This window comes from Streptomyces sp. L500 (assembly GCF_054551825.1).
The window spans coordinates 27,475-53,424 of sequence record NZ_JBTOLC010000026.1 but is presented as its reverse complement, the minus strand read 5'-3'; the positions used below and the strand labels follow the sequence as shown (position 1 = coordinate 53,424).

21 protein-coding genes are annotated in these 25,950 nt (G+C 72.8%); 14 read left to right on the top strand and 7 right to left on the bottom strand.

Annotated elements, in window-relative coordinates:
- Position 1: 1 nt before the first annotated feature.
- The 9 genes from ACX9I7_RS22365 (at position 2) to ACX9I7_RS22325 (ending at position 7,479) form a co-directional block, all read left to right on the top strand.
- Entirely contained in the window at positions 2-628 is a 627-nt protein-coding gene (locus tag ACX9I7_RS22365) for a riboflavin synthase (RefSeq protein ID WP_358622569.1), read from the top strand.
- On the top strand, positions 625-1,287 hold the full coding sequence (locus tag ACX9I7_RS22360) for a nicotinamide mononucleotide transporter family protein (RefSeq protein WP_459388308.1): 663 nt from the start codon (positions 625-627) through the stop codon (positions 1,285-1,287). Before ACX9I7_RS22365 ends, ACX9I7_RS22360 begins: the two co-directional genes overlap by 4 nt.
- Positions 1,284-2,564 (top strand): bifunctional 3,4-dihydroxy-2-butanone-4-phosphate synthase/GTP cyclohydrolase II, encoded by a 1,281-nt coding sequence (locus ACX9I7_RS22355; RefSeq protein WP_387576292.1) that lies wholly within the window; start codon positions 1,284-1,286, stop codon positions 2,562-2,564. Before ACX9I7_RS22360 ends, ACX9I7_RS22355 begins: the two co-directional genes overlap by 4 nt.
- Before the next feature lie 29 nt (positions 2,565-2,593).
- Positions 2,594-3,079, top strand: a complete 486-nt coding sequence (gene ribH / locus ACX9I7_RS22350) for a 6,7-dimethyl-8-ribityllumazine synthase (protein WP_387576290.1) — start codon at positions 2,594-2,596, stop codon at positions 3,077-3,079.
- A 33-nt stretch (positions 3,080-3,112) separates the two neighbouring features.
- The gene (locus ACX9I7_RS22345; protein WP_045932822.1) at positions 3,113-3,382 is read left to right on the top strand and encodes a phosphoribosyl-ATP diphosphatase; all 270 of its coding nucleotides are present in this window, start codon (positions 3,113-3,115) and stop codon (positions 3,380-3,382) included.
- A 64-nt stretch (positions 3,383-3,446) separates the two neighbouring features.
- Complete coding sequence (hisG, locus tag ACX9I7_RS22340) at positions 3,447-4,295, top strand: ATP phosphoribosyltransferase (RefSeq protein ID WP_358622577.1); 849 nt, start codon at positions 3,447-3,449, stop codon at positions 4,293-4,295.
- Between the two features lie 59 nt (positions 4,296-4,354).
- Positions 4,355-4,819, top strand: coding sequence for a PH domain-containing protein (locus tag ACX9I7_RS22335; RefSeq protein WP_358622580.1), 465 nt, complete (start codon positions 4,355-4,357; stop codon positions 4,817-4,819).
- A gap of 243 nt (positions 4,820-5,062) precedes the next feature.
- The gene (locus ACX9I7_RS22330) at positions 5,063-6,403 is read left to right on the top strand and encodes a hemolysin family protein (RefSeq protein ID WP_459388322.1); all 1,341 of its coding nucleotides are present in this window, start codon (positions 5,063-5,065) and stop codon (positions 6,401-6,403) included.
- A complete protein-coding gene (locus ACX9I7_RS22325) occupies positions 6,400-7,479 on the top strand; it encodes a hemolysin family protein (RefSeq protein WP_189454059.1) in 1,080 nt (359 codons plus the stop codon). Before ACX9I7_RS22330 ends, ACX9I7_RS22325 begins: the two co-directional genes overlap by 4 nt.
- A 134-nt stretch (positions 7,480-7,613) precedes the next feature.
- On the opposite strand, the gene ACX9I7_RS22320 is transcribed toward ACX9I7_RS22325, so the two are convergent.
- Both ACX9I7_RS22320 and ACX9I7_RS22315 read right to left on the bottom strand, forming a co-directional pair.
- Complete coding sequence (locus ACX9I7_RS22320; RefSeq protein ID WP_387576287.1) at positions 7,614-9,539, bottom strand: AAA family ATPase; 1,926 nt, start codon at positions 9,537-9,539, stop codon at positions 7,614-7,616.
- Between the two features lie 520 nt (positions 9,540-10,059).
- Positions 10,060-10,653: a uridine kinase family protein gene (locus ACX9I7_RS22315; protein WP_459388307.1), complete on the bottom strand. Its 594-nt coding sequence runs from the start codon at positions 10,651-10,653 to the stop codon at positions 10,060-10,062.
- A gap of 178 nt (positions 10,654-10,831) precedes the next feature.
- Between ACX9I7_RS22315 and ACX9I7_RS22310 the strand changes: the two genes are divergently transcribed.
- Positions 10,832-12,202 carry a peptidase C39 family protein gene (locus tag ACX9I7_RS22310; RefSeq protein ID WP_387576283.1) on the top strand — a complete coding sequence of 457 codons (1,371 nt, stop codon included), beginning with the start codon at positions 10,832-10,834 and terminating at the stop codon, positions 12,200-12,202.
- 625 nt (positions 12,203-12,827) lie between these two features.
- Positions 12,828-15,080, top strand: coding sequence for a putative bifunctional diguanylate cyclase/phosphodiesterase (locus ACX9I7_RS22305; RefSeq protein ID WP_459388306.1), 2,253 nt, complete (start codon positions 12,828-12,830; stop codon positions 15,078-15,080).
- Positions 15,081-15,118: 38 nt separating this feature from the next.
- Here the strand turns inward: ACX9I7_RS22305 and ACX9I7_RS22300 are convergent, their stop codons facing one another.
- The 4 genes from ACX9I7_RS22300 to ACX9I7_RS22285 form a co-directional block, all read right to left on the bottom strand.
- Positions 15,119-15,547, bottom strand: a complete 429-nt coding sequence (locus ACX9I7_RS22300) for a DUF779 domain-containing protein (protein WP_386725885.1) — start codon at positions 15,545-15,547, stop codon at positions 15,119-15,121.
- A 142-nt stretch (positions 15,548-15,689) separates the two neighbouring features.
- Positions 15,690-18,122, bottom strand: a complete 2,433-nt coding sequence (locus ACX9I7_RS22295) for a tetratricopeptide repeat protein (RefSeq protein ID WP_387576279.1) — start codon at positions 18,120-18,122, stop codon at positions 15,690-15,692.
- Positions 18,123-18,348: 226 nt separating this feature from the next.
- Positions 18,349-19,098 (bottom strand): class F sortase, encoded by a 750-nt coding sequence (locus tag ACX9I7_RS22290; RefSeq protein ID WP_358622597.1) that lies wholly within the window; start codon positions 19,096-19,098, stop codon positions 18,349-18,351.
- Between the two features lie 19 nt (positions 19,099-19,117).
- The gene (locus ACX9I7_RS22285) at positions 19,118-19,828 is read right to left on the bottom strand and encodes a hypothetical protein (RefSeq protein WP_387576275.1); all 711 of its coding nucleotides are present in this window, start codon (positions 19,826-19,828) and stop codon (positions 19,118-19,120) included.
- Between the two features lie 1,315 nt (positions 19,829-21,143).
- Between ACX9I7_RS22285 and ACX9I7_RS22280 the strand changes: the two genes are divergently transcribed.
- The gene (locus tag ACX9I7_RS22280) at positions 21,144-22,547 is read left to right on the top strand and encodes a phosphodiester glycosidase family protein (RefSeq protein WP_459388305.1); all 1,404 of its coding nucleotides are present in this window, start codon (positions 21,144-21,146) and stop codon (positions 22,545-22,547) included.
- 90 nt (positions 22,548-22,637) lie between these two features.
- Here ACX9I7_RS22280 and ACX9I7_RS22275 read toward each other — a convergent pair whose 3' ends face one another.
- On the bottom strand, positions 22,638-23,567 hold the full coding sequence (locus ACX9I7_RS22275) for an alpha/beta fold hydrolase (RefSeq protein WP_459388304.1): 930 nt from the start codon (positions 23,565-23,567) through the stop codon (positions 22,638-22,640).
- Between the two features lie 132 nt (positions 23,568-23,699).
- Between ACX9I7_RS22275 and ACX9I7_RS22270 the strand changes: the two genes are divergently transcribed.
- Positions 23,700-24,302: a TetR/AcrR family transcriptional regulator gene (locus ACX9I7_RS22270; RefSeq protein ID WP_459388303.1), complete on the top strand. Its 603-nt coding sequence runs from the start codon at positions 23,700-23,702 to the stop codon at positions 24,300-24,302.
- A gap of 246 nt (positions 24,303-24,548) precedes the next feature.
- The gene (locus ACX9I7_RS22265) at positions 24,549-25,934 is read left to right on the top strand and encodes a hypothetical protein (protein WP_459388302.1); all 1,386 of its coding nucleotides are present in this window, start codon (positions 24,549-24,551) and stop codon (positions 25,932-25,934) included.
- Positions 25,935-25,950 lie beyond the last annotated feature (16 nt).

The window sequence follows — 25,950 nt, the reverse complement described above, 5'->3', positions numbered from 1 at the left end:
AGTGTTCACCGGAATCGTCGAAGAACTGGGCGAGGTCGTCGCCGTCGAGGAGCTCGGCGACAGCTCCCGCTTCCGGCTGCGCGGCCCCCTGGTCACCGAAGGCGCCAAGCACGGCGACTCCATCGCCGTCAACGGCGTCTGCCTCACCGTCGTGGACACCGAGGACGGCGAGTTCACGGCCGATGTGATGGCCGAGACCCTCAAGCGCTCCAGCCTCGGCGCCCTCTCCGCCGGCTCCCGCGTCAACCTCGAACGCCCCATGGCGCTCGGCGGACGGCTCGGCGGCCACCTGGTCCAGGGCCACGTCGACGGCACCGGCACCATCGTCGAGCGCGTGCCCGGCGAGCACTGGGAGATCGTGAAGATCGCCCTCCCGGCCCCGCTCGCCCGCTACGTGGTGGACAAGGGCTCCATCACCGTCGACGGGGTGAGCCTGACGGTGGTCGAGGCCGGTGACGACTGGTTCACCATCAGCCTCATCCCCACCACGCTCGCCCTGACCACCCTCGGCGTCAAGCGGGCCGGGGACCCGGTCAACCTCGAAGTGGACGTCCTCGCCAAGTACGTCGAGCGACTGCTCGGCAAGCCCGCCGCCGGAGCGAACGCCGCCGAGGAGGTCGTCGCGTGAGCGCCCTCGACTGGCTCAGCCAGGAGGCCTTCTCGGCCTTCGGCCAGAAGGTGATCTGGTCCGACATGATCGGCAACACCATCGGCCTCGCCGCCCTCGCCCTCGGCTGGCGCCGCTCCATATGGACCTGGCCCGCCCAGCTGCTGTCCGGCCTCATCCTCGTCACCGCCTACGCCTCCGCCCACCTCAGCGGTGGCGTCGGCAAGCAGCTCCTGGTCATCGGGGTCGCGGCGTGGGGCTGGCGGCAGTGGACCCGCGGCAGGCGGCAGGCCCAGGACGGCTCCCTCGCCATCCGCTTCGCCACCTGGCGCGAGCGCGCGGTGCTCCTCGCCGGCACCGCCGCCGGCACCGTCGCCGTCGGCGCCCTCTTCACGGCCGTCCCCGAACTGTCCTGGAACCCGTGGCCGGACGCGTACATCTTCGTCGGCACCCTCGCCGCGATGGTCGCCCAGGCCCGTGGGCTGGTGGAGTTCTGGTTCGCCTGGCTGCTCGTCGACGTCGTCGGCGTCCCGCTCGCCTTCGACAGCGGGCTCGCCTTCTCCGGCCTCGTCTACGTCGTCTACTTCGCCCTCGTCCTGTGGGGCATGCGCGACTGGTGGCTGCGTTCGCGGATGAGCAGCGCGGCCACGGCAACTGTTACGGAAGGAGTGGCGGCATGACCGCCCTGCAGAGCTGGTACGCGAGCGACGAGATCGTCCTGGACCCCGTCGAGCGCGCCATCGCCGACGTCGCCGCCGGCCGGCCCGTCGTCGTCGTGGACGACGCCGACCGCGAGAACGAGGGCGACCTCATCGTCGCCGCCGAGAAGGTCACCACCGAGATCGTGGCCTTCATGATGAGCGAGTGCCGCGGCCTGATCTGCGTGCCCATGGAGGAGCCGGACATCGACCGGCTCGACCTGCCGCAGATGGTCACCCGCAACACCGAGTCGATGCGCACCGCCTTCACCGTCTCCGTCGACGCCTCCCGCGCCCACGGCACCGACACCGGCATCTCCGCCGCCGACCGCGCCGTCACCATCCGGCTGCTGGCCGACCCCGCCGCCATCCCCGGCGACTTCGTCCGCCCCGGCCACGTCTTCCCGCTGCGCGCCAAGCCCGGCGGCGTCCTGGCCCGCAACGGCCACACCGAGGCCGGCGTCGACCTCGCCCGCCTCGCCGGGCTCCGCCCGGCCGCCGCCATCGTGGAGATCGCCGGCGAGGACGGCGCCATGCTGCGCCTGCCCGAGCTGGTCCCCTTCGCCCGCAAACACGGCCTGTCGATCATCTCCATCGAGGACCTGATCGCCTACCGCCGCGCCTCCGAGCCCACCGTCCGGCGCGAGGCCGAGACCCGGCTGCCCACGGCCTTCGGCGACTTCACCGCCTACGGCTACCGCTCCACCGTCGACGGCGTCGAGCACATCGCGCTGGTCGCCGGCGAGCTCGGCGACGGCGAGGACGTCCTGGTGCGCGTCCACTCCGAGTGCCTCACCGGCGACGTCTTCGGCTCGCTGCGCTGCGACTGCGGACCCCAGCTCCACGCCTCCCTGGAACGCATCACCGAGGAGGGCCGGGGCGTCGTCCTCTACCTGCGCGGCCACGAGGGCCGCGGCATCGGCCTGCTGCCCAAGCTGCGCGCCTACCAGCTGCAGGAGGACGGCCACGACACACTCGACGCCAACCTGGAGCTGGGCCTGCCGGCCGACGCCCGGGACTACGCCGCCGGCGCGCGGATCCTCACCGATCTCGGGGTGCGCTCGCTGCGGCTGATGACCAACAACCCCGACAAGACCGCCGCCCTCGTCCGGCACGGCCTCAAGGTCAACGGCCGCGAGCCCATGCCCGTACAGGCCGGCGAGCACAACCTGCGCTACCTGCGGACCAAGCGGGACCGCATGGGACACGACCTGCCCTGGCTGGACGGCGAGCACGTCTCCGCCTGCGGCAACCAGTGATCGACAGACAACGAAAGAGGAGACGGTACGTGAGCGGCAAGGGCGCCCCCCAGCTGAGTGTGAAGAACTGCCAGGACCTCCGGGTGGCGGTCATCGCGGCACAGTGGCACGAGAAGGTGATGGACGGTCTCGTCGACGGCTCCCTGCGGGCCCTCCACGAGCTCGGCATCGACGAGCCGACGCTGCTGCGCGTCCCCGGCAGCTGGGAGCTGCCCGTCGTGGCCAAGGTGCTGGCCGGCCGGGGCTACGACGCCATCGTCGCCCTCGGCGTCGTCATCCGCGGCGGCACCCCGCACTTCGACTTTGTGTGCCAGGGCGTCACCCAGGGCCTGACCCAGGTCTCCGTCGACACCGGCGTCCCGATCGGCTTCGGCGTGCTGACCTGCGACACCGAGGAGCAGGCCCTGGACCGTGCCGGGCTGGACGGCTCCGCCGAGGACAAGGGCCACGAGGCGGTCACCGCGGCCGTCGCCACGGCGGTGACCCTGCGCTCGGTCTCCGAGCCCTGGCACTGACCCGGGGCGGGAGCGGCGTAGGGTAGGGGGACCATGTCCAAGAAGACGTTCGAGGAGCTCTTCGTCGAGCTCCAGCAGAAGGCCTCCGGCGACCCCGCCACCTCCCGCACCGCCGAGCTGGTGGGCAAGGGCGTTCATGCCATCGGCAAGAAGGTCGTCGAGGAGGCCGCCGAGGTCTGGATGGCCGCCGAGTACGAGGGCGCCGAGGCCACGGCCGAGGAGATCTCCCAGCTGCTGTACCACCTTCAGGTGATGATGGTGGCCCGGGGTATCTCCCTCGACGACGTATACGCTCACCTGTAGATCCACCGGATCCGCGGACCACACCCCACCCGTTCTTTTCTCCGTACAAAAGGAAATCGACCTCATGCTGCGCATCGCCGTTCCCAACAAGGGTTCTCTCTCCGAGCCTGCGTCGGCGATGCTCCATGAGGCCGGCTACCGCCAGCGCAAGGACCGCAGGGAGCTCGTCCTCGTCGACGCCGAGAACGACGTCGAGTTCTTCTTCCTGCGGCCCCGCGACATCGCGGTCTACGTCGGCTCCGGCCGTCTCGACATCGGCATCACCGGCCGTGACCTGCTGCTCGACTCCGGCTCCCGGGCCGAGGAGATCATGCAGCTCGGCTTCGCCGGCTCGACCTTCCGCTACGCCACCCGCCCGGGCACGGCCCGGGACGTCGGCGACTTCGGCGGCATGACGATCGCCACGTCCTTCTCCGGCCTGGTCACCAAGCACCTCGCCGACAACGGCGTCGACGCCTCCGTCGTCCACCTCGACGGCGCCGTCGAGACCGCCATCCAGCTCGGCGTCGCCGAGATCATCGCGGATGTCGTCGAGACCGGCACCACCCTGCGCAACGCCGGACTGGAGATCATCGGCGAGCCGATCCTCAAGTCCGAGGCCGTCGTCATCCGCCGCCACGGCGCCCCCGCCGACGACCCCAAGGTCCGGCAGTTCCTCCGCCGGATGCAGGGCGTCCTCGTCGCCCGCCGCTACGTGATGATGGACTACGACATCCGTGTCGAGCACGTCGAGCGCGCCGTCGCCCTCACCCCCGGCCTGGAGTCGCCCACCGTCTCCCCGCTGCACCACGAGGGCTGGGTCGCCGTCCGCTCGATGGTCCCCGCGCAGGACGCCCAGCGCATCATGGACGAGCTCTACGACCTGGGCGCCCGCGCCATCCTGACCACCGGCATCCACGCCTGCCGCATCTGACGGCCCCCCAGGACCCCGAGCGCTCAGGACCCCCTCACGACCCGAGGAAGAACACCGACGTGACCTCCCCCGTGCCGCCCGCCGAACCCCACCGGCTGCCCGTCACCTTCCGCCCGACCCGCACCCGCGCCGTGCTCCTCGGCATCGGCGTGGCCCTGGTCGTCGTGCTCACGGTGATGTCGCTGCTGCTGGAGTCGTTCACCACGGGGGACCGGGTCACGTTCATCACCACCGGGCTGCTCGGGCTCGGGGTCCTGACGCTGCTCAGCCGGCCCAAGGTCGTCGCCACCGAGGACGGCGTCACCGTCACCAATCTGACGACCGTCCGCCGGCTCGCCTGGGCGCAGATCGTGCGGGTCAATCTGCGCTCCGGCGACTCCTGGGTCCACCTCGACCTCTCCGACGGAACGAGCCTGCCCGCCATGGGCATCCAGACCGGCATCGACAGGCAGCGGGCCATCGCCGACGCCCGCGCCCTGCGCGCGCTCGTCGACGCCCACGGAACCGTCCACTCCGCGGACTGACGCGAGACCCCCACCGTTTCCCCGCAGTCTCCCCGCCTGAACGATCCCGTTCATGACGTGAGCGATCCGGTTCACGACCTGACGATGCCGTCGACGGTTCCTTGATTACTCTGGTGCCACGGGCACACACGTGCCCGCCCCACACCGGGGACACCCGCGAACCGAGGAGTGACGTACTCCGGCAATGGACGGATCGTCCTGTAGTACCTGCGCCGCCCCCCTCAGCGAGGCGGCGTCATGAGTATCACCGTGTCTCTTCTGCTGCTCGTGGCAGCGCTCCTGCTGATCCTGGCGAACGGCTTCTTCGTCGCCGCCGAGTTCGGGCTCGTGACCGTCGAGAGGCCGGAGGCCGAGCGGGCCGCCGCCGACGGCGACCCCCGGGCCCGGACCGTGGTCGCGTCGCTGCGCGAGCTCTCCTTCCAGCTCTCCGGTACCCAACTGGGCATCACCATCACCTCCTTGGTGGTCGGCATGCTCGCCGAGCCCGCGCTCGGCAGGCTGCTCACCGGCCCCCTCGCCGCCACCGGGCTGCCGGCCTCCGCCGCGCCCGGTGCCGCCGTCGTCACCGGCATGCTGCTGGCCTCGGCCGTGCAGATGGTCGTGGGCGAGCTGGTGCCCAAGAACTGGGCCGTTTCCCGGCCGCTCCAGGTGGCCCGCTTCGTGGCCGGCCCCCAGAGCGTCTTCGCCCATCTCTTCCGGCCCGTGATCACCGGGCTGAACACGGTCGCCAACCGGCTCGTCAAGGCCCTGGGCGTGGAGCCCGCCGAGGAGCTGGCCTCCGCCCGCACCCCCGGCGAACTCGTCTCGCTCGCCCGGCACTCCGCCCGGGCCGGCGCCCTGGAGCAGGACACCGCCGACCTGTTCGTACGGACCCTCTCCCTCGGCGGGCTGACCGCCCAGCACGTCATGACCCCCCGGGTGAAGGTCAGCGCCCTCCAGTCCGGCGCGACCGCCGAGGACGTCCTCAACCTCACCCGCGCCACCGGCCTCTCCCGCTTCCCCGTCTACCGGGAGCGCCTCGACGAGGTCATCGGCATGGTCCACCTCAAGGACGCGCTGGCCGTACCCGGCCACGAGCGGCTGCGCACCCCCGTGACGCGCATCGCCGTCGCCCCGATGCTCGTCCCCGGCACCCTGCCGGTGCAGCCGCTGCTGGAGCGGCTGCGCAGCGAACAGCCGATAGCCGTGGTCGTCGACGAGTACGGCGGCACGGCCGGGGTGGTCACCCTGGAGGACATCGTCGAGGAGCTCGTCGGCGAGGTGCGCGACGAGCACGACGCGCTCGACGCGGGCCGTCCGGCCCTGGTACAGGTGCCGCGCGGCGACGGGCACGTCGTCTGGGACGCCGACGGCGACTGCCGCGTCGACGTGCTGCGGCGCATCGGCCTGGAGGCGCCCGACGGCCCCTACGAGACCGTCGCCGGTCTCGTCGCCGGCCTGCTGGGGCGCATCCCCGCCCCGGGCGACGGCGCCGAGCTGCCCGGCTGGCGGCTGAAGGTCCGCCGTGTCGGGCACCACCGCGCCGAGCGGGTGCGGTTCGTCCGTACGGACACCACGGCGGCTACGGCGGGGGAGCGGCGATGAACGTGCTGCAACTCCTCTTCGCCGTCCTGCTGGTGCTGGCGAACGGCTTCTTCGTGGGCGCCGAGTTCGCGCTCGTGTCCGTACGGCGCAGCCAGATCGAGCCGAAGGCCGCCGAGGGCTCGGGCCGCGCCCGCACCGTCCTGACCGGGCTGGAGAGCCTGCCCGAGATGATGGCGGCGGCCCAGTTCGGCATCACCATCTGCTCCCTGACGCTGGGCGCGGTCGCCGAGCCGACGGTGGCGCGGCTGCTGGAGCCCGCCTTCCACGCGATGGGTCTCCCCGAGGGGCTGATCCACCCGCTGGGCTATGTGATCGCCCTGGCCCTGGTGGTCTTCCTCCACCTGGTCATCGGCGAGATGGTGCCGAAGAACCTGGCCATGTCCGCCCCCGACCGGGCGGCGCTGTGGCTCGGCCCGGGCCTGGTGACCTTCGCCCGGCTGTGCCGGCCGGTCACCCGGCTGCTCGGCGCCTGCGCCCACGGGGTGCTGCGGCTCTTCCGCGTCGAGCCCAAGGACGAGGTGGAGGCGGTCTTCACCAGCGAGCAGCTCAACCGGCTGGTCGACGACTCCCGGCAGGCCGGCCTGCTGGAGCCCGAGCAGCAGGAGCGGCTGGAGGACGCGCTGGGCCTGGGCAGCCGCCCGGTCACGGACGTCCTGCTGGACCCGGCGACGCTGGTGACGGTCGACCCGTCGGTCACCCCCCGCCAGGTCGAGGAGCTGACGGTCCGGACCGGCTACTCGCGCTTCCCGATATGCGCCTCCCCGGGCGGGGCCTTCATGGGCTACCTGCACGTGAAGGACGTCCTCGATCTGGAGGACCGCGAGCGGGCGGTGCCGCAGCACGTCTGGCGCCGCGTCCAGACGATCCGCGCCGAGCTGCCGCTCGACGACGCCCTGACCGTGATGCGGCGGGCCGCCGCGCACCTGGCCGCTGTCGCGGACTCGTCGGGGCGGGTGCTGGGGCTCGTCGCCCTGGAGGACGTCCTGGAGATGCTCGTGGGCGAGGTGCGGGATCCGGCCCACCGGGTGGTTCCGGTGGCGGTTCCTGAGCAGCGGGCCGCCGTCATGACGGGCTGACGGCGGTCCGGCACCGCCGGGCCGGCAGCCGGCGGCTGATCGCCGTCGCGGCGGAGGGCATGCCCCGGTCCCGCCGCGACGGCGCTCAACCCCCGCCGGGGAGCTCGGCGGTGCCGAAACCCCAGGCGGAGCCGTCACGGCGCCGGATCCTGTGGCGCGTCGCCCTGCCGGCGCCGGGGCGACCCCCACCCCGGCCCCGAGAGAACCTCCCCGTACGCCTGCATCAGATCCGGCAACCGCAGCGTCGCCAGATCGTCCCGCGTGGGCGTCCCCGCGTACCCCGAGAGCCGCAGATCCCGGTACGCGCAGCTCTTCTCGTACAGGGTGCGCAGGAAGCGCCCGTTGCCGAGCTCGTCGATCCAGCCCTGCTCCACCACGTGGGCGCTGATGCTGCGGAGTTCCTCCAGCGCCTCCTCGTCCCAGGCGTCGCCGTTCTCCGCGGCCAGGACCTCGCCGATGCTGGTGAGTTCGGCGGGGCGGTAGCTGGGGAAGTCCACTCGGGTGGTGAAACGGGAGTGGAGGCCGGGGTTGGCCGCCAGCAGGCGGTCCATGCCTTCGGGATAGCCGGCCAGGATGACGACGAGGCGGTCGCGATTGTCCTCGGCGCGCTTGAGCAGGACCTGGAGGGCCTCGTCGCCGTAGGCGTCGCCCTTGCTGTAGCCGGAGTTGGAGAGGCTGTACGCCTCGTCGACGAAGAGCACCCCGCCGAGCGCGGAGTCGATCAGGTCGTTGGCCTTGACGGCCGTCTGGCCCAGGAACTCGCCGACGAGATCGGCCCGCTGGGCCTCGACGAGATGGTCGCCGCCGAGCAGCCCCAGGGCGTAGAAGACCCGCCCGAGGATCCGGGCGACGGTGGTCTTGCCGGTACCGGAGGGGCCGGAGAAGACGAAGTGACGCTTGGGGGGCTGGACGGGCAGCCCCTGGCCGGCCCGCAGCCGGGCCATGTGCAGCTGCGCGGACAGCGCCCGCACCTGGCGCTTGACGGGTTCGAGGCCGACCATCCGCTCCAGCTCGGCGAGGGCCTTGGCCAGCAGCACCGGGTCCGAGCGGCCGGGCGCGGGCGGCGGGCCGCCCTGGGCCGGGACGCGGAACTTCTCCCGTACGCCGTCGGCCTCGACGGGGGCGTTGCCCGGCGTGCCGCCGGGCAACGGCGCGGGATCCGGATCGGTGCCGGTCAGCAGGTCGAGGGGGTCGGTGAACGGCTGGGGCTCGGGTTCCACGCCGGGCTCCTGCGGCTCGGGGGCGACGGGCCCGCCGAGCGGTACGGGCGCCAGGTCCACCGGGACGTCGTCCAGGCCGTCCCCGTCGGCGATGGCGGTCAGCCGGGCGGCGGTGTCCATGAAGGTCGGGTCCACCCGGTGGACGGCCCGGTAGAGGGGGAGGGCGGCGGCGCTGCGGCCCGTGCCCTCGTGGGCGCGGGCGAGCCAGTAGCGCAGCTCCTTGCGCTGGGGCTGCTCGCTGCGGCAGCGCATCAGCGCGGCGGCCAGCAGCGGCTCGGCCTGCCCGTACATCTCCAGGCGCACCCGGGCCATGCCGCCGAACAGGCCCGCCTCGATGCCGAGCAGCGCGTCGTCGAGGAGGGGCTCGGTGTGGCGGACGAGGTGCTCCCAGTCCTTGACGAGATAGGCGCGGCAGGCGTGGAGGAAGCGCACCTGGGCGTCGGTCTCCACGGGCGGGCAGCCGGCGAGGGCGCGGTCGAGCTCGGGGACGTGCCTGCTGTCGAGCCAGTGCGAGGCATGGGCGAGCAGCAGATCGCGATGGCTCTCCAGCACCGGCTGTACCCACCAGCCCAGCCAGTACCAGGAGTTAAGGGGCCGCCGGTGGCGGGCGCGCTGCTCTCCGAAGCGGTCGCGGTGCCGGTACATCCGCAGCAGCGCGGTGGTGGTCTCCGCGCGCAGCGCGTGGAGACCGAGCCAGGCGTCCGCCATCCCCGGATCGGCGCGGACCGCCGCCCGGAACTCCTTCTCGGCCTCGGTGTACGCGCCCATGGTGTAGGCGTCGACGGCGCGCAGCCAGGCGAGATCGGCCGGGGCGGGCGGGCCCTGCATGCCGAGATCCATCACGTCCCCCACAAACCTGCCCCCGTAGCGTGCCGTGCCGACGGGCGAGTGCCTTGGCCGCGCCTTTCCGAACCGCTGTGCTGTGGACGGGAGTTGACCATCAATGCCGACGCGTCCCGCGCGGCCGGCCCGGGGCCGCCCGCCGTCGGGTGCGCCGTCTCGCATCGTACCTGCGCGATCGGTGTCGGCCGAAGGGTGTGGAGGAGCGGTTCGCGGCACGGGAGTGAGCCGGGGGCGGCCGGGAAAGCGATCCGGAGAGCGATCACCCAGGGTGACTCCGTACGGCGGTGCGAGGGAACAAACGGCGCGAATCGCCGGACGGGGGCAGTACGAAGCCCCCGATCACGGGGGAACAACCGGGGGCTTCGCGTCTGCAAGCGGCCTTGGGGGGCCGCACATTGAGAACGTAAGTCCTGTAAGCCCCCTGGGTCAAGCCGAGTTGGGGCAGTAGGCGGGGAACCTACGCACCCTTGGCGCGGTTCGGGCGTGGGTGTGCACGGAGAGTGAGGGGAAGCGCTGGTCAGTCGGTTTTCGGGTGCCTCTCCAGTACCTCGTATCCCTCGTTGCACTGGAGTACCAGTAGTCCTGCGTAGGGCCGGGACGGGTCGGCGGCGAAATGCGCCCGCTCCGCTCGCTTCCAGCCGTCCCAGAATTCGGTCAGTTCGGGGCCGTCGCGGAGTTGACCCCTTTCCCAGGAGCCCTCATGCGTCAACTCCATCCACAGCAGACACGCCAGAAACGGCCTCAGTTCCGCGCGTCCCGCGCCCACGCCCTCCAGCAGGACCACGGGAGCTGCGGGCAACTCCCGTTCCTCCGGCGTGAATCGGCGTGTCACCCAGTCGTAGGCGCGGTACCGCGCTGTCTCGCCGCGCGTGAAGGGGTCCAGTACCCACTCCCTCAGCCGCCCGGTCCACTCGAAGAGCTCCTCGTGCGTGGCGAGGTCGTCGAGGTGGAGTACGGGGGCGCCGCCCAGGGCCGCCGCCAGCCGCTCGCTGAAGGTGGTCTTCCCGGAGCCCGCGTGCCCGTCCACCGCCACCAGCCGCACGGGGCCGACGGACGGGGGCAGCGCGCTCAGCCGGCGGGCGAGGCCGCCCAGCGTGGTTCGTTCGTTCACCGCACCACCCTAGGACCGCACCCCCCTAGGACCGCGCCCCCTGCGACCGCCATCGGCGGTATGGGGGACGCGCCGCGCGGGAATCACTGGCCTGGGCCGTCCGGTGGCGCGATAGTGGTCCGGCCCGCCGGGCCGGTCCGGCAGCCCGCGGCACCGACCACACACGACTGGGGGCCACATGTCCAGCAGACCCACACCGCGCCGCACCGTGCTCACCGCCGCCCTCGCCCTCACGGCCGTGACCGGGCCGCTCGCCTCGGTCTCCGCCGCGAGCGCGCCGGCCGGCGGCGGCTCCGCCCGCCCGGAGGGCTCCGTCGACTACCGGGCCTGGTCCACCTTCCCCCAGTGGTCCGGCGGAAAGGGCGCGGGCACCGAGGTCGTCCGCGGCGACCGCCCCGGGCTCGTCATCGACCGTCCCCTCGGCCACGTCGACCACACCGACCCGCACACCGGTACCACGGCCCGCTGGGAGTACGCCACCTGGCTCTCCCCGCTCCGCCGCCTGGACGCGCCCGCCACGGAGATCGTCGTCTCCTGGAACGCCCGCACCCCCGCCGGCACCTGGCTCCAGGCCGAGCTGCGCGCCTCCTACACCGACGGCACCCGCACCCCCTGGTACGTGATGGGCCGCTGGACCTCCGGCGACGCGCCCGGCGACATCCGGCGGACCTCGGTCGACGGCCAGGGCGACAAACGCAGCAGCGTCTCCACCGACACCCTCGCCGTCGACGACCGCGCGAGCGGCACGCGCCTGGCCGCGTACGAGCTGCGGCTCACCCTGTACCGCAGGCCCGGCACCCGGCTGAGCCCCACCGTCTGGCGGCTGGGCGCCATGGCCTCCGACATCCCCGACCGCTTCACGGTCCCCGCCTCCCGGCCGGGGGAGGGGGCGGGCCACCGGCTGCGGGTCCCGCGCTACTCGCAGGAGATCCACAAGGGCCAGTACCCGGAGTACGACAACGGCGGCGAGGCGTGGTGCAGCCCCACCTCCTCGCAGATGGTGATCGAGTACTGGGGCCGGCGGCCCTCGGACCGCGACCTGGCCTGGGTCGACCCCTCCTACGCCGACCCCCAGGTCTGCCACGCGGCCCGGTACACCTACGACAACCAGTACAAGGGCTGCGGCAACTGGCCCTTCAACGCCGCCTACGCCGCCACGTACCACGACCTCCAGGGCGTGGTCACCCGGCTCCGCTCGCTGAACGACGCGGAGCGGCTGGTCCGCGCGGGGATCCCGGTCATCACCTCGCAGTCCTTCCTCGCCACCGAGCTCGACGGAGCCGGATACGGCACGGCGGGCCATCTGATGTGCGTGACCGGTTTCACCGAGAGCGGCGACGTCATCGCCAACGACCCGGCCAGCCCCTCCGACGCCGCCGTCGAACGCGTCTACAAGCGGCGGCAGTTCGAGAACATCTGGCTGCGGACCAAGCGCCACAACGCCCAGGGGCAGGTCAGGAGCGGCTCGGGCGGCGTCTGCTACCTCTACTTCCCGGTGCGCCCGACGACCCGCCAGACCCGCGCGCTGGCCTCGGTCGGGGTGCGCTGACCGGCCGGTCCCACCGGGGCCGCCGTCCGGCCCCGGTGACGATCCCTCTCATCACGGACCCCCCACGTGTACGGCACATACGTCCTCCATGTGATCATTTGCAGCGGTGGCCGGTAAGCGGCCGATAGCGATCGATTTCGTGATCATCGACACGTCCCGCCACCACCGCAGTCGCGGTGAACCCCTGGGGCGGAAGAGATGCATGTCACGCGATCGGGTGGTTTCGAACCGCTGTGGAGAACAACCCGCAGGAGGCGAAGGTGGCCGGTGGCCGAATGCGGATGAGCCATTTCCGCTTGACGCTTCCATTCGAACGAACGATCAGTAGCCTCTGCTCATCACCCCCCGACACCCTTGTGATGAGCTGGAGACACAGTCTGATGGAGCGTCCCACCAGGGCCCCCCGGGGCAGCGGCCCGTTCTCGTCCCACGCGTCGGGTCTGCCGAGGGTCACGTCGGAGAAGAAGCGGTACGGCATCGACCGTGCGGTTTGTTCTTCGTCGCTGACGCGCCCTCAACAGGACGCCATGACGGTGACCGCGGCCCGCATCCGGAAGCGGAATCCCATACGGACGCGGCACGCCGGGGCGGGGTGGCAGCCGTGACCGGACGGTTCAGTGGCAGAATGCTGCCTGTGAAGCAAACCGCCTCCCCGGTTTCGTACGCCGCGAGGGAACCGGCCATCGGGACCGCCCGCTGCGATCTGCGTGACGACCGGCTGCGGCGGTTCGCCGCCATATGGAGCCGGGCGGTCCACCCGACGCTGTCCGCCCCGGTGTCCCGGGCCGAGTTCGAGCGCCATCTCGTGCCGCTGGCCGCCGTGCTCCGCGACGCCCTCCACGCCCGGCCGTTCGACCCCCGCCCCGCCCACGACGTCGGTGCCGCGCTCGTCGCCGCGCACTGCACCGAGGCCGCGGCACTGCCCCAGATCCTCGGCGTCATCGACGCCTATCTGGTGCTCTATCTGCCGCCCGGGCACCCCATGCCCGCCGAGGAGAGCCGCGCCCGCTGCTCCCGTCTCCAGCACGCCGTGGCCGCGGGCTTCGCCCAGGCCCTCGCCGAGCACGCCCGCGCCGAGGAGGAGGCCGCCACCAAGGCGGCCCGCGCCGCCCTCGCCGAGGCCGAACAGGCCCTCCACACCAGCGAGGCCCGGTTCCGCGCCGTCTTCGAGGACACCTCCGTGGGAGTGGGCATCGCCGACGTCGACGGCCGCATCATCGACGTCAACGGCGCGCTCCAGGGCATGTTCGGCAGCCCCGGCCGCAAGGTCACCGGCCGCAACGTCGGCGAGCTCGTCCACCCCGACGACGCCCCCGAGTTCTGGAGCCTCTACCGCGAGCTCGTGCGCGGCGACCGCGACCACTACCGCGTCGAGAAGCCGTACTACCGCAGCGACGGCAGCGTGGTGTGGACCGACATGTCGGTCACCCTCCTGCGGGACGCCGCCGGCGAACCCCAGTACCAGCTGGCGCTGATGGAGGACATCACCGAGCGCCGCCAGCTCCACGCGCGCCTGCGCTACGAGGCCACCCACGACCCCCTCACCGGCCTGCCCAACCGCGCCCTCTTCTTCGAACGCCTCGACCAGGCGCTGGAGACCGGGTCCGGCACCGGGCCCGGCGCCAAGTCCGGCACCGATTCCGCCGAGGAGGGAGCCGGCCGCTTCGGCCTGTGCTACCTCGACCTCGACGGCTTCAAGGCCGTCAACGACAGCCTCGGCCACGCGGTGGGGGACCGGCTGCTCGTCGCCGTCGCCGAACGGCTGCGCGCCTGCGCCACCGGGTCCCGGGAACTCGTCGCCCGCCTCGGCGGCGACGAGTTCGTCGCCCTGATCACCGGCCCCTCCGCCCCCGGCGAGGCGACCGCGCTGGCCCGGCGGATGCTGGCCGCCCTCGCCGAGCCCGTCCACCTCGACGGCCGCGACCTGTCCGTACGGGCCAGCATCGGCATCGTCGACGGCGCCGCCGGCGAGCTCGGCGCCGCCGAGGTGCTGCGCAGCGCCGACATCACCATGTACCGCGCCAAGGCCGCCGGCGGGAACCGCTACGAGCTCGCCGACGCCGACTCCGACGCCCGCGCCATCGCCCGCCACGGCCTCACCAACCGGCTGCCCGCCGCCCTCGACAACGGCGAGTTCTTCATCGAGTACCAGCCGCTGGTACGGCTGGAGGACGGCACCGTACGGGGCGCGGAAGCGCTCGTCCGCTGGCTCCACCCGGTGCACGGGGTGCTCGGCCCCGACCGCTTCATACCCCTCGCCGAGAGCACCGGCCTCATCGTGCCGCTGGGCCGCTGGGTCCTGGCCGAGGCCGCCCGCCAGGCTCGCTCCTGGCACACCGACGGCCCCGACGGCACCCCCTTCCGCGTCAACGTCAACCTCTCGCCCTCCCAGCTCCGCTACCCCGGCCTCGTCGCCGACACCGTCGCCGTGCTGGAGGACGCCGGCCTCGACCCCTCCGCCCTGTGCCTGGAGGTCACCGAGAACGCCCTCATCGGCGCCGACGAGGAGGAGCTGCGCCCGCTGCGCCAGCTCGCGGACCTCGGCGTCGACATCGCCCTCGACGACTTCGGCACCGGCTACTCCAACCTCTCGTACCTGCGCCGGCTGCCCGTCAGCACCCTCAAGCTCGACCGCTCCTTCACCCGCGGCATGCAGTGCGCCCCCGCCGACCCCGTCGACGTGAAGATCGTCGAGGGCATCGTCTCGCTCGCCCACACCCTCGACCTGTCGGTCACGGTCGAGGGCGTGGAGACCGGCACCCAGGCGGACCACCTGCGGCTGCTGGGCTGCGACACGGCCCAGGGCTGGTACTACGCCCGCCCCGGCCCGCCGGACCGGCTCCACACCCTCTCCCTGGCGGACGCGGCCTCCGTCTGACGGACGGAGGCCGGGGGACGAGGCGGGTGGCAGGCGGCTCAGCCGGGCGGGGGCGTGGCGGCGGCGCCGTCGAGGGCGCGTGCCTCCCGGTCCGTCAGCAGCCGGGAGCGGATCAGGAAGCGCACCCCCTCCGGAGCCTCCAGCGAGAAGCCGCTGCCCCGCCCCGGCACCACGTCCACCGTCAGATGGGTGTGGCGCCACCGCTCGAACTGCTCGGCCGACATCCAGAAGCGGACCGGCTCCGCCACCCCGTCGACGACCAGCTCGGCCAGCAGCACGTCCGAGCCGCCCGTGCGGAACTCACCGCGCGGGTAGCACATCGGCGAACTGCCGTCGCAGCAGCCGCCCGACTGGTGGAACATCAGCGGACCGTGCCGCTCGCTCAGCCGCCGGACGAGCCCGGCGGCGGCGGGGGTGAGGGCGATCCGCGAGACGCCCTCCCCGTTCCGGTGCCCGTACCCGCTCATGGGTGGCGCCCGTGCTGCCGGCATAAGTGCGGATTCATGGAATATCCCTCCTCCATGTGCGCCCACGTGCTGAGGGACGACAGCCTGCCCCGAGCCGGGAGCTGATCGCCAGAGGAACGCACGCCGCCACCCGCCGGCGGCGTCACCCCGGGGCCGAGTACCAGTCGAACTCGTGCCCCATGAGCCGGTAGGTGCCCGCCGGCCGGATGAGCGCCCAGTCGTAGTCGGGCATCACGTCCAGGGACCGCTGGAAGTCCGCCAGCGCCTCCTCGGTGCGCCGCTGGGCGCAGTACACCGCGCCGCGCCGGGCCAGCGCCCAGTCGTTGTCCGGCTGGATGCGCAGGGCGTGGTCGAGATCGCGCAGCGCCTCCTCGAACCGGCCCTCGCGCCGGTACACCTCCCCGCGCCCGGCCAGGCACCAGTCGTAGTCGGGGCGCAGCTCGATGGCCCGGGTGAGGTCGGCGAGCGCCTCGTCGTTGCGCTCCATCAGCCGGTACGTCGCACCGCGCACCGCGTGCGCCCACCACGAGTCCGGCTTGAGGCGCAGGGCGTGGCCGCAGTCGGTGAGCGCCAGCTCGTAGTGGCCGGTGAACCGGTGGGCGCAGGCCCGCCCGATGAACAGCCGGGAGTCGTCGGGCCGGTGGCCGAGCGCGCGGGTGAAGGCCGTGAACGCCGCCTCGGGCTGCCGGGTGGCGAGATAGGACCAGCCGCGTTCGGCGTGGGCCCAGTGGAGTTCGGGGTTGATCTCGATGGCCCGCTGGAGGTCGGTCAGCGCGTCGCCGTAGCGCCCCATGAGCCGGTGGGTGGCGCCCCGGCCGGCCAGGGCCGCGGGGTCGCCGGGGGTGAGCTCCAGGGCACGGGTGAAGTCCGCGCGCGACGCGGCGAGACGGGACATGGCCCGGTAGAGGATGCCGCGGCCCGTGAAGACGCGCGGGCAGGACGGATCCAGTTGCAGGGCGTCCCGGTAGTCCGCGAGCGCGTCCTCGGCGCGCCCGGCCCTGCGGTGCCGCTCCGCCCGGGCCACGAGCGCCGTGACCCGCTCGGCGGTGTCCAGGCCCGGCTCGCCCAGCAGGACGTCCAGGGCGGGGGTGACGTCGGCGTGCTCGTCCGGCAGAGCCGCGAGGAGCCGCTGCCCGAGACCGCGGGCCCACTCCAGGTCCGCCGTCTCCCCGGCCTGGGCCAGCATGTCGGCGCACCGCCGGATCCGGGGCGGCTCGGCGGCACAGGCGTCGACCAGGAAGCGCGTGACCGTACGCGGGGAGATCCGGGGGAAGGCGCACAGGTGGTGGAACCGCTCCTCGAGGGCGTACTCCACCCAGCGGTCGTCGGCCCACCGGTCCTCCGGGGCCAGGGCCTCCTCCAGCCGCAGCCGCCACTCCTCGAACGTCCCGGCCAGCGCCCGGTGCCGGTCGTACCAGCGCCGGGGCGAGTGGTGGCGCTGCCGGCGCAGGAAGGCCGCCCGGATGGGCTCGGTGTACTGGTAGGTGCCGCCCTGGTCGGTGACGAAGGGGCGGCTGCGCAGCCAGTCGAAGTGACCGGCCGCCTCGGGCTCGACGGCGGCCCGGTACACCTCCTCGTCGAACCGCCGGGGCAGGGCGCACGCCGCCGCGGCGGCATGCCGGACCGGGTCGGTCTCGTCCTTGAGGGCGCGTTCGACCGTGGCCTCGCTGACGTCGGCGATGTGCGGGTCGTCGGGGCCGTTGCGGGCCATCAGGACCAGCTGCCGGGGCAGCCGGCCGGACTCGCGCAGGATCAGGCGGACGCTGTGCTCGTCGCCGATGCCCTTCGCGGCCAGCAGTTGCCGGGCCTCCGCCTCGGTGAAGACGTCGAGCGGCATGTGCTGGACGACGCCGAGCTGGTCGCCCCAGCCCGCGTGGCCGAGCGGCTGCTGACCGGCGAGGGCGAGCACGGCGTTGCCGGGGAGCGCCCCGTGGACGTCGCTCAGGAGCAGCTCGCGCAGCCAGTCGTCGAGCACCGGCGCCGTGCGCTCGTAGTCGTCGAAGAACAGCGCCACCCAGCTCCGGCGGGCCGCGACGTCGCGGAGGTCCTTGGTGAAGGCGGGCGTGAGCGTGCGCACCGGGGACATCACCAGGTCGACGTCCTCGCGGTTGTGGAAATGGCCGCCGAGCCACTCCCGCAGCCGGTCCGCCGCCTGGGCGACCTCGGTGGCGTCGGCCGCCTCGGCGACGAACCCGAGGCCGGGCACCAGCCCCAGCGACGCCAGCCCGATCCGCGCCGCCACCCGGCTGGAGGCGGAGGGGGAGCCCTCCCGCTCCCGGCCGGGCACCGGCCGTTCCGCGTGGGCGAGGGCGTCGGCCTCGCGCAGCTTGCGGTGGTAGGTGGTGAGGAGGCCGTCGAACTTCCGCAGGGGGCAGCCCTGTCGCGCGAGCTCCGCGCCGATGGCCGCCATGGTGTCGACGACGGTGCGGGCCGTGTCGGTGACGTACGCGGTCAGGGCCTGCTGCGCCCGCGCGCCGCTGATCATCTGCTGGAGCAGAAAGGTCTTGCCGACGCCGCTGACGCCGTGGAGGTGGAAGACGAAACGGTGGGAGGGGTCGTCGGCGGGCTGCCGCAAGTTCTCCTGGAAACAGGCGAGCTCAGCCTGGCGGCCGACGAGTCCCGAACGGTGTTGACGGGCTATCAGTTCCTGTAGTGACGTGCCTTGCTCCGGCATCGAACCCCCCGTGCCGAGTCGGTACGGGCCAAGTATGCGCGCCGGGGCGAACGGTGGCGGACGCAGCGAAGCGCTCCGGACCGCAATCCGGGGCGCGCGGCGAACGGCATGAGGGGGGTGGTGCGGCCTAGGTGTCGGAGGTGCCCTGGCCCTGGCTCTGGCCCTGGCCGTCGGAGGAGCCCTGGGTGTCGGGGGTGACGCGGGGCTCGGGCAGGGTCCGGCCGGTCCCGGTGAGATAGGCCGAGACCACCAGGTTGGCGGTGTACTCGTGCTGGGCGCGGTCGTACTCGCCGCCGCAGGTGATCAGGCGGAGCTCGGCGCGGTTGGTGTCGCGGGGGCCGTAGACCTTGTCGTCGTCCCAGTGGTCCTTGTCGACGACGGTGATGTCGTCGACGGTGAACTCGGCCGTGGAGCCGTCCACCCGGGTGACGTTGATCTTCGCGCCGCGCTTGAGGGAGCTCAGCTCGTAGAAGACCGCCGGTGAGGTCTGGGTGTCGACGTGCCCGACGAGCACGGCGGTTCCCGTGCTTCCGGGCGCGGGGCCGTCCTGGTACCAGGAGACGGCGTTGGGCCGCTCGTACGGGGGCGGTTCGACGCCGCCGCGCGGGTCGAGCCCGTGCCCCTCGATCGGGGCCTTCAGCCCCACCGCCTTGATGGCGAGCACGAGGGGGCCCGCCCCCGGCAACGGTTCGTGTGCCGGGGGCAGGCCGCGCGCAGGGGGGCGGCCCTCGGTGGCCACGGCACCGGGCCTGGGGGCCGAGGCTATCGGCTCCTCCACGGTGTCGTGACCCCAGAGCCACAGGGCCAGCAGCAGAGCCACCCAGGCCACCCCGGTCAGCAGGCGGCGGTTCGAACCGCCTGTGCGCGCTTCTGACATGACGCCGGTTCGCTCCCTGTCACCGCTTGGCCGCGTTGACGCGGCGCCGGTACCAGATCAGCCCACCGGCCATACCCACCGTGGCGCCCGCGAGGGCGAGCGCGGGGGCGTCGACGGACGTGGACTCGGACGCGGCCACCGGCGCCGTGGCGCCACCGCCCGTGTGGTTGCGGCCGTGCGGGCGCTCGTGCTCCCGGCCGTGGTCCTCACGCCCGTGGTCGCGACCGTGCTCGTGGTCGCGCCCGTGGTCCTCACGTCCGTGGTCACGGCCGTGGTCCTCACGCCCGTGGTCGCGCCCGTGGTCCTCACGGCCGTGGTCCTCACGTCCGTGGTCCCGGCCGTGTTCGCGGCCGTGGTCCTCGTGGTCCCGGCCGTGGTCACGCCCGTGGTCGTCCCGACCGTGGTCGTCGTGGTCGTCCCAGTCGTGGTCGCGCCCGTGGTCCCGGCCGTGTTCGCGGCCGTGGTCCTCGTGGTCACGGCCGTGTTCGCGCCCGTGGTCGTCGTCGCAGTCGTCACGGTCGCGATCGCGGTCGTGACGGCCGTGGCCGTGGTCGTGGTCACCACGGCCGTGGTCGTCGTCGCAGTCCTCGTCATGACCGGTGTGCTGCACGACGCTGCTTTGGGGCGGCTTGACCGGGGTGTTGGAGGAGCCGAGGGCATACGCGGCGGGCGCCGCGCAGACGGCGACTGCCGTCAGGGTGCCGCAGAGAGCGGTACGGATTGACTTCATTGGGTGTACCTCCTTCGTTTCCGAGGTTCACCCCGCACTCCGGACGGAGCATCCGCAGGGTAGTCGTATTGCTCCATTCGGTAAGCAACATGGGCCGGTCGGGGGAGAGCGGCGGGTCTCCCGGCTGAATCGGGGGCCCGCACGGCGTGGCGGAGGCGAGGGAAGCGCGGGCGGAGATATGCCGCCGCGGCCCGGGAACCGCCACCCCGCGCGCCACCCGGGCGCGGGGCGCTCGGGCCCTCGGCGGCCTTCCGGCTGCTGGGGAGGGGTGGCGAAGGTATGGCGAGGCATGGCGGACGGTGGGCGTTTGACGTGGCCCGTTGTGGCCGGATTGCCTTCGTCGCAGGTCAAAGGGGTAGCACGCGCTTGACCAATTGCTACAGTGACTGCGCGCTCCGCGGACGATCGGCGGAGGCCAGTCTCTCGTACGGAACGCGAAGGGCCCGGCTCCGGATGTCGCCGAGAGCCAGGCCCGTCCCGTGCGAGGCATCGTGTGGACCCGGCCGACCTAGCACCGGCCGGGTCCACACCTCCAGGTGGGACCGACCCGTCGTCCGGAACCGCCCCAGCCGGTACGCGTCAGCGCAGCAGCTGGTCACAACACCGCGCGATGGCGGCAACCGCGTTCAGAAGCACGGCCGAGAGCGTCACCCAGTCCCGCGGACCCTGACGATCCGGACCGGGACGCCGTCCCCGACGCCTCCTCCTGCCCCTCGGCTTCACCATCGGCCGACTCCTCACCTCTTGACGATCCCGGGTACGCGCCGGGGCCCCGCCCGGCCGGGCGGGGCACTCAGGGGAGGCAGAGCCGTTGCTCCCAGTAGCCTAGCGGGCGCGGTGAGTTGAACGATCCGCGTGGGGGTTTTCGCCGCCGGGTGGACCGGGTTGCGGCATGATGGAAGATTTTCGCGGGCGCGGCGGGGCGCGGCGGCGCGTCCCCCACAGGGTGAACCGGCCCAACTCCTCCCGCACAGCAGCACCTTGTTTCCGTTGCATTACGCCATGCTGAGCTGAGCGTTCGCGTGGGCGACACGCTGCGCGGCCACACTGCGGCGACAGCCCGCGCCACGACATGGAGAGGGCAGGGAGGAAAGTGGTGAAGATCAGACGCACGCGCCGGTCGGTGCTCACCGCCGGCCTGGCCACACTGGCACTCGTTCTGCCCGCCACGGGCCTGCAGGCCGGGGCCCAGGCGGTCGTTCAACCCGCCGTTCAATCTTCCGTTCAACCCGCCGTCCAACCCGCCGTACAGCGACTCCCCTTGGGGGACGCGAACCTTCCCGAGACCCGCACCACCACCCAGGTGGCCCCGGGCGTGACCTGGACCAGGATCAAGCGTGGCCGCCCCGACGCCCGTGACCACTGGACCGTCGAGGTCGCGCTGCTGAAGGACGAGAGCGCGGCGCGCTCCCTGGCCGACCGGCTGGACGACGCCGGCTTCGACCCCGCCGTCAGCCGCGTGGACGAGCGCCCCCAGGACCTGCCCTCGAAGCAGCCGTGGGGCTGGCGCGTACGGGTCGGCGAGCTCGCCGACCAGGAGGCCGCCGCCCGGCTCGTGAAGGACCTGCGCGCGGCGGGCTTCCGTCCCACGCACACCTACTTCACGGGGGAGGACGGCACCGGCCGCACCGGCCCCTGGGTCGTCGACGTGCTGCGGGTCTCCGCCGCGCAGCGGCAGCGGGTCCAGGTCCGGCAGGCCCAGGACCGGGTGCCGGGCGGCGAGACGCTGGCCGACATGGTCAAGCACATGGGCGGCATCGCCGGGATCAACGGCAGCTACGGCTCGGACGAGGAGGACGGCACCTTCGGCGACGTCGCCGGCCTGTCGGTCGTCGGCGGCAAGCTCGTGAGCGAGGCGGTGCAGGGGACCAGCGCCCTCGTCCTGCCCTCCGACCGGCGCGCACGCCCCTCCGTCCAGCAGCTGAGCACCAACCTGCGCCTGCGCTCCGCCGACGGCGCCCAGCGCGAACTCGACGGGCTGAACCGCTCCCCGGGCAAGATCCGCAACTGCGGCGGCACCGGGGGCGACGTCCCCACCGAGCGGCCGCGCCACGACGTCCTGTGCACCGACGACTCCGAGGTCATCCAGTACACCGACTTCTTCTACGGGCCCACGCACACCGGTGACGGCGTCGCGGTCGTCATCGACAAGAACGGCAAGGTGCTGGAGGTGCGCGACCGGCGCGGCGGCACGTTCCCGTCCGGCACGACGCTGCTCGCCGGCACGGGCGACGGCGCCGACTGGCTGCGCGCCCACGCCCGCAAGGGCCAGGTGGTGAACGTGACGGCCACCGTCCTCGACCGTAACGGCCGGCTCCTGACGGACACCGCCGGGCGCGCCATGGACGTCGCCTCGGGCGGCCCGCAGCTGCTCCGGAACGGCCGCGTCGACATCCCCGCGGACGCCGAGGGCTTCAACTACCCCGACGACCCGGGCTTCTTCGACTACTTCGGCACCCACCGGCACCCGCGCAGCCTCGCCGGCGTCACGGACGACGGCTCCCTGCTGTTCGTCGCCGTCGACGGCCGCCGCCCGGGCTACAGTTCGGGCCTGACCTTCCGGGAGAGCGCGGCCGTCATGCGCTCCCTCGGCGCGGTGAACGCCCTCAACCTCGACGGGGGCGGATCCACCACGATGGTGGTCGGCGGCCGGCTCATCAACCGGCCCTCCGACAGCACGGGTCCCCGGCTGATGGAGAACGCGCTGATCATTCGCTGACGGCTGCGCCCGGGTGGTGACAGTGGTCCTGACGGGCGCGCTCCCGTCAGGACCACTTGCCGACGTATGTCCGACGAGTCGTCCGTCGAATCATTCGACGGAATCCATGAAACAGAGCATCCGCCGGTTGATCTCGTCCGCGTGGTCGATCTGGGGGCCGTGGCCGGTATCCGAGACGATCTCGGCGCGGGCCCCCGGTATCAGGCGCGGAACGCGCTCCACCTGCCGCTTCGGGTGCACGAGGAGGCTCCGCTTGCCGAGCACCAGATACAGGGCGGTGCGGATGGTGCCCAACTCCTCCTCGGACAGGGGCAGCGGAGCCGGGCGGCGGATGCGGTAGGCGCGGACGCCCGCCCTGACCATCGCGCGGAGCTCCGGCTCGATGAGCACGGGCTGCTGCAGCCAGCGCGCCAGCCGGGGGCGCAGTGCCTTGGGCGCGAAGGTCGCGAAGAGACTGATGAAGATCCAGACGAAGAAGCGCAGCCCCACCTTCTCCAGCCCGCCGGGATCGAGCAGGGTGACGGAGGCGAGCCGGCCGGGCTCGCGGTGCGCCTGGTTCAGGGCGAGCCATCCGCCGTACGAGGAGCCGACGAGATGGACGCGGTCGAGGCCGAGCCCGGCGAGCGTCTCGTCCAGCCAGCGCGCGGCGTCCTCGGGCCGGTGGATGGGCTCGCGCTGCACGCTGCGGCCGGCGTCGCCCGGCGTGTCGATGGCATAGACGGGCCGTTCGGCGCTGAGCGCGGGCGTGTTCGGGTACCACATCGCGGAGCAGCTGCCGGCGCCGTGCACGAGGACGACCGGGGTACGGGAGGCGCCGGCCGGGTCGTCGGGCCCGTAGCGGTAGACGTGCGTGGTCCCGAAGGAGGTCTCCACGTCCGTCTCCGCGACGGCCGTCGCCCCCAGGGCGAAGACGGCGTCGCACGCGGCGAAGTAGCGCTCCCGCAGGGCGTCGTTGACGTAGCGGCCGACGTCGGGGCGGTTGCGGGCGGGGATTCGGTCGCGGGCCGTGGTCTGGGGCACGGGTGGCCTCCTAGGAAACGATCACCTGGTTCGTGATACGACCGTACCATCAAAGTGATACGGCGGTACCATGAAGAGGTCGTGGTCACTGAGTCATTGAGGACCCCTGTAACCGAAGGGCGGAGTCGAACGATGCCGAAGCGCGTGGACCACGCGGAACGGCGCACCGAGATCGCCGAGGCACTCCTCCGCGTGGCCGGCCACCGCGGGCTGCACACCGTGCGGATGCGGGACGTGGCGGCGGAGGCGGGAGTGTCGCTGAGGCTGGTGCAGTACTACTTCGAGACGAAGGAGAAGCTGCTCCTCTACGGGCTGGAGCACCTGACCGAACGATTCGGCGAACGGGTGGCCGCCCGCCTCCGGGCGGCCGGCGACGCCCCGGGCCCGCGCGCGGTGATCGAGGCGATCCTGCTGGCGTCCCTCCCCACCGACGAGGCGAGCCGCACCTTCCACCTCGTCTACACCTCGTACGCCGTCCTGGCCGTGACCGACGAGGCCCTGGCGGCCCAACCCTTCATCCGCAGCCCCGAAGCGGCCGAGGACCACCTGACCGAACTCCTCCGCCAGGCCCGGGAAGCGGACCTCACCCACCCCGGGGTGGACCCCCGCCAGGACGCGATCGCCCTGCTGGCTCTATCGGCGGGGCTGGGCACGAGCATCCTCGTGGGCCACCGCACCCCGGAGTCGGCGGTGGCGGTGTTGGAACGGCAATTGGATGGGATCTTCGCGGTGTGAGGAATCGCCTCCCGGCATCAGCTCCGAAGGCACGCTCGGTGAGCAGGCCGACCACAGGGGCGCCACGAACGGGAGCGGCCGCCACTGCCCGAGACGCTCCACGATTCGCTCCTCGAGATGCTCCTTTCGTGCTTCCGTGCGCCTCCCGGACGGAGGCACGGCTTCGGTGGACGCGTCGTTCACTGGGTGCGGACGGTGACGAAGGCGGGGTGCGGGCTCATGTGGGCGCCACTGAAACGGGCGCGTGTGCAGCGGCGTATCGGCCTGGGACTGGCCTGCGCGGCTCTGATCGCGCTGGCCGTGGTGCTGTGGCAAAACGGCGGCGACAGGAACGGCGCGGCTTCTCTGTGGATCTCCGTCGTCTCCGCGGTCGTCTCGGTGTGTGCCTTCGCCGCCGACCTCCTGCGCGGCCCGGACGGTGGGCACGCCCAGCCTCCGCGCGGCTGGCGGCAGCGCGCGGCCGACGCCCTCGCCGAGGCGGTGGGGGAGCAGTGGGCGCGGGAGGCGCAGCGGCGTCGGCTCCAGGACCCGGCGCCGCTGGACGTGGGCTGGTCCAGACTCGGACCGCCGCTCGCCGACCACCGGGAGAACGTCCTCCGGGGCAGGTCGCTGCCCGCGCCGCGGGACGGCGAGCAGGTCGCGACCGCGCACACGACTCTCACAGCGATGCTGAAGGGATTCGCCGGTGGTTTCCTGCGCGGCTTCGCCGTCTGCACGCTCATCGGCGTGTCCGCCGCCACGGTCGTCGGCGGCATCACCGGGCTCTGCGCGGCACACGAGTTCCGGTGGGCACCCCGTATTCCGGAAGGCCGGACCGTCGACGGCTGGCATCTGGAGAAAGCGCCGTACGGCGTCCGTACGGCCACTTCCACGGCGCCCTACCGGGGGGAGCTGCTCTTCGGCAGGCCTGGCGAAACTCCCTTGGCCGTACCGCGACATGCCCGGATCGCCCGTGACTGGCACCGATCGGAACCGTTCGAACGGGAAATCCGCATCCGCATGGAGCGCGAGGGGCCGGTGCTCACGGCCTCGGGCCTGCCCAGGGCCGACGCCTGGAACGTGGTGCTCAAGCTGCCGCGGCGCGCCCAGCTGTGGCTCACCGAGCGCTCCGCCCTCGTCATCGTCCGCGATGCCATGCTGCCCCTCCTGGCCTTCGGAGCCCTGGCCGGTCTCATCGGCGGCTGCGCTTCCGGCGTCTACCGCGCCCTGAGCACCCCTTCCGACACCATGCGAGCCGCCGGTCCGCGCAGCACCCTGCGCACCGACCGCGCCGCCACGCTCGCACGCAGCGCGACGGCGGTCGTCCTGGCCGGCGGGATCTGCTGGACCATGGTCCTCCTGGTCGGCCGCAGCAGCCCGGTGGGCACCATGCACATGGAACTGTGGGTACCGGTCGGCACGTCCGCGCTCGCGCTCAGCGCCTGGGGCCGACTCGGCATCGCCCGCGTCTGGCTCGCCCTGACCGGGCGCGCACCCTGGCGGCTGATGGGGTTCCTCGCCGAAGCGCACCGGCGCGGCGTCCTACGACAGTCGGGAGCCCACTACGAGTTCCGCCACCTGCGCCTCCAACAACGCCTGTCCGGCACTCCCGACACCCCGGGCACACCACGTGTTCCCACCCCGAGCCCGTAACGGGACGGCGGAGTCG

What these genes read in the sequence shown, in the direction of transcription:
- ACX9I7_RS22290 (WP_358622597.1), bottom strand. Translation starts at nt 19,098, where the DNA reads ATGTCAGAAGCGCGCACAGGCGGTTCGAACCGCCGCCTGCTGACCGGG.
- ACX9I7_RS22345 (WP_045932822.1), top strand. Translation starts at nt 3,113, where the DNA reads ATGTCCAAGAAGACGTTCGAGGAGCTCTTCGTCGAGCTCCAGCAGAAG.
- ACX9I7_RS22270 (WP_459388303.1), top strand. Translation starts at nt 23,700, where the DNA reads ATGCCGAAGCGCGTGGACCACGCGGAACGGCGCACCGAGATCGCCGAG.
- ACX9I7_RS22305 (WP_459388306.1), top strand. Translation starts at nt 12,828, where the DNA reads ATGCTGCCTGTGAAGCAAACCGCCTCCCCGGTTTCGTACGCCGCGAGG.
- ACX9I7_RS22320 (WP_387576287.1), bottom strand. Translation starts at nt 9,539, where the DNA reads ATGGATCTCGGCATGCAGGGCCCGCCCGCCCCGGCCGATCTCGCCTGG.
- ACX9I7_RS22310 (WP_387576283.1), top strand. Translation starts at nt 10,832, where the DNA reads ATGTCCAGCAGACCCACACCGCGCCGCACCGTGCTCACCGCCGCCCTC.
- ACX9I7_RS22355 (WP_387576292.1), top strand. Translation starts at nt 1,284, where the DNA reads ATGACCGCCCTGCAGAGCTGGTACGCGAGCGACGAGATCGTCCTGGAC.
- ACX9I7_RS22300 (WP_386725885.1), bottom strand. Translation starts at nt 15,547, where the DNA reads ATGAGCGGGTACGGGCACCGGAACGGGGAGGGCGTCTCGCGGATCGCC.
- ACX9I7_RS22325 (WP_189454059.1), top strand. Translation starts at nt 6,400, where the DNA reads ATGAACGTGCTGCAACTCCTCTTCGCCGTCCTGCTGGTGCTGGCGAAC.
- ACX9I7_RS22285 (WP_387576275.1), bottom strand. Translation starts at nt 19,828, where the DNA reads ATGAAGTCAATCCGTACCGCTCTCTGCGGCACCCTGACGGCAGTCGCC.
- hisG (WP_358622577.1), top strand. Translation starts at nt 3,447, where the DNA reads ATGCTGCGCATCGCCGTTCCCAACAAGGGTTCTCTCTCCGAGCCTGCG.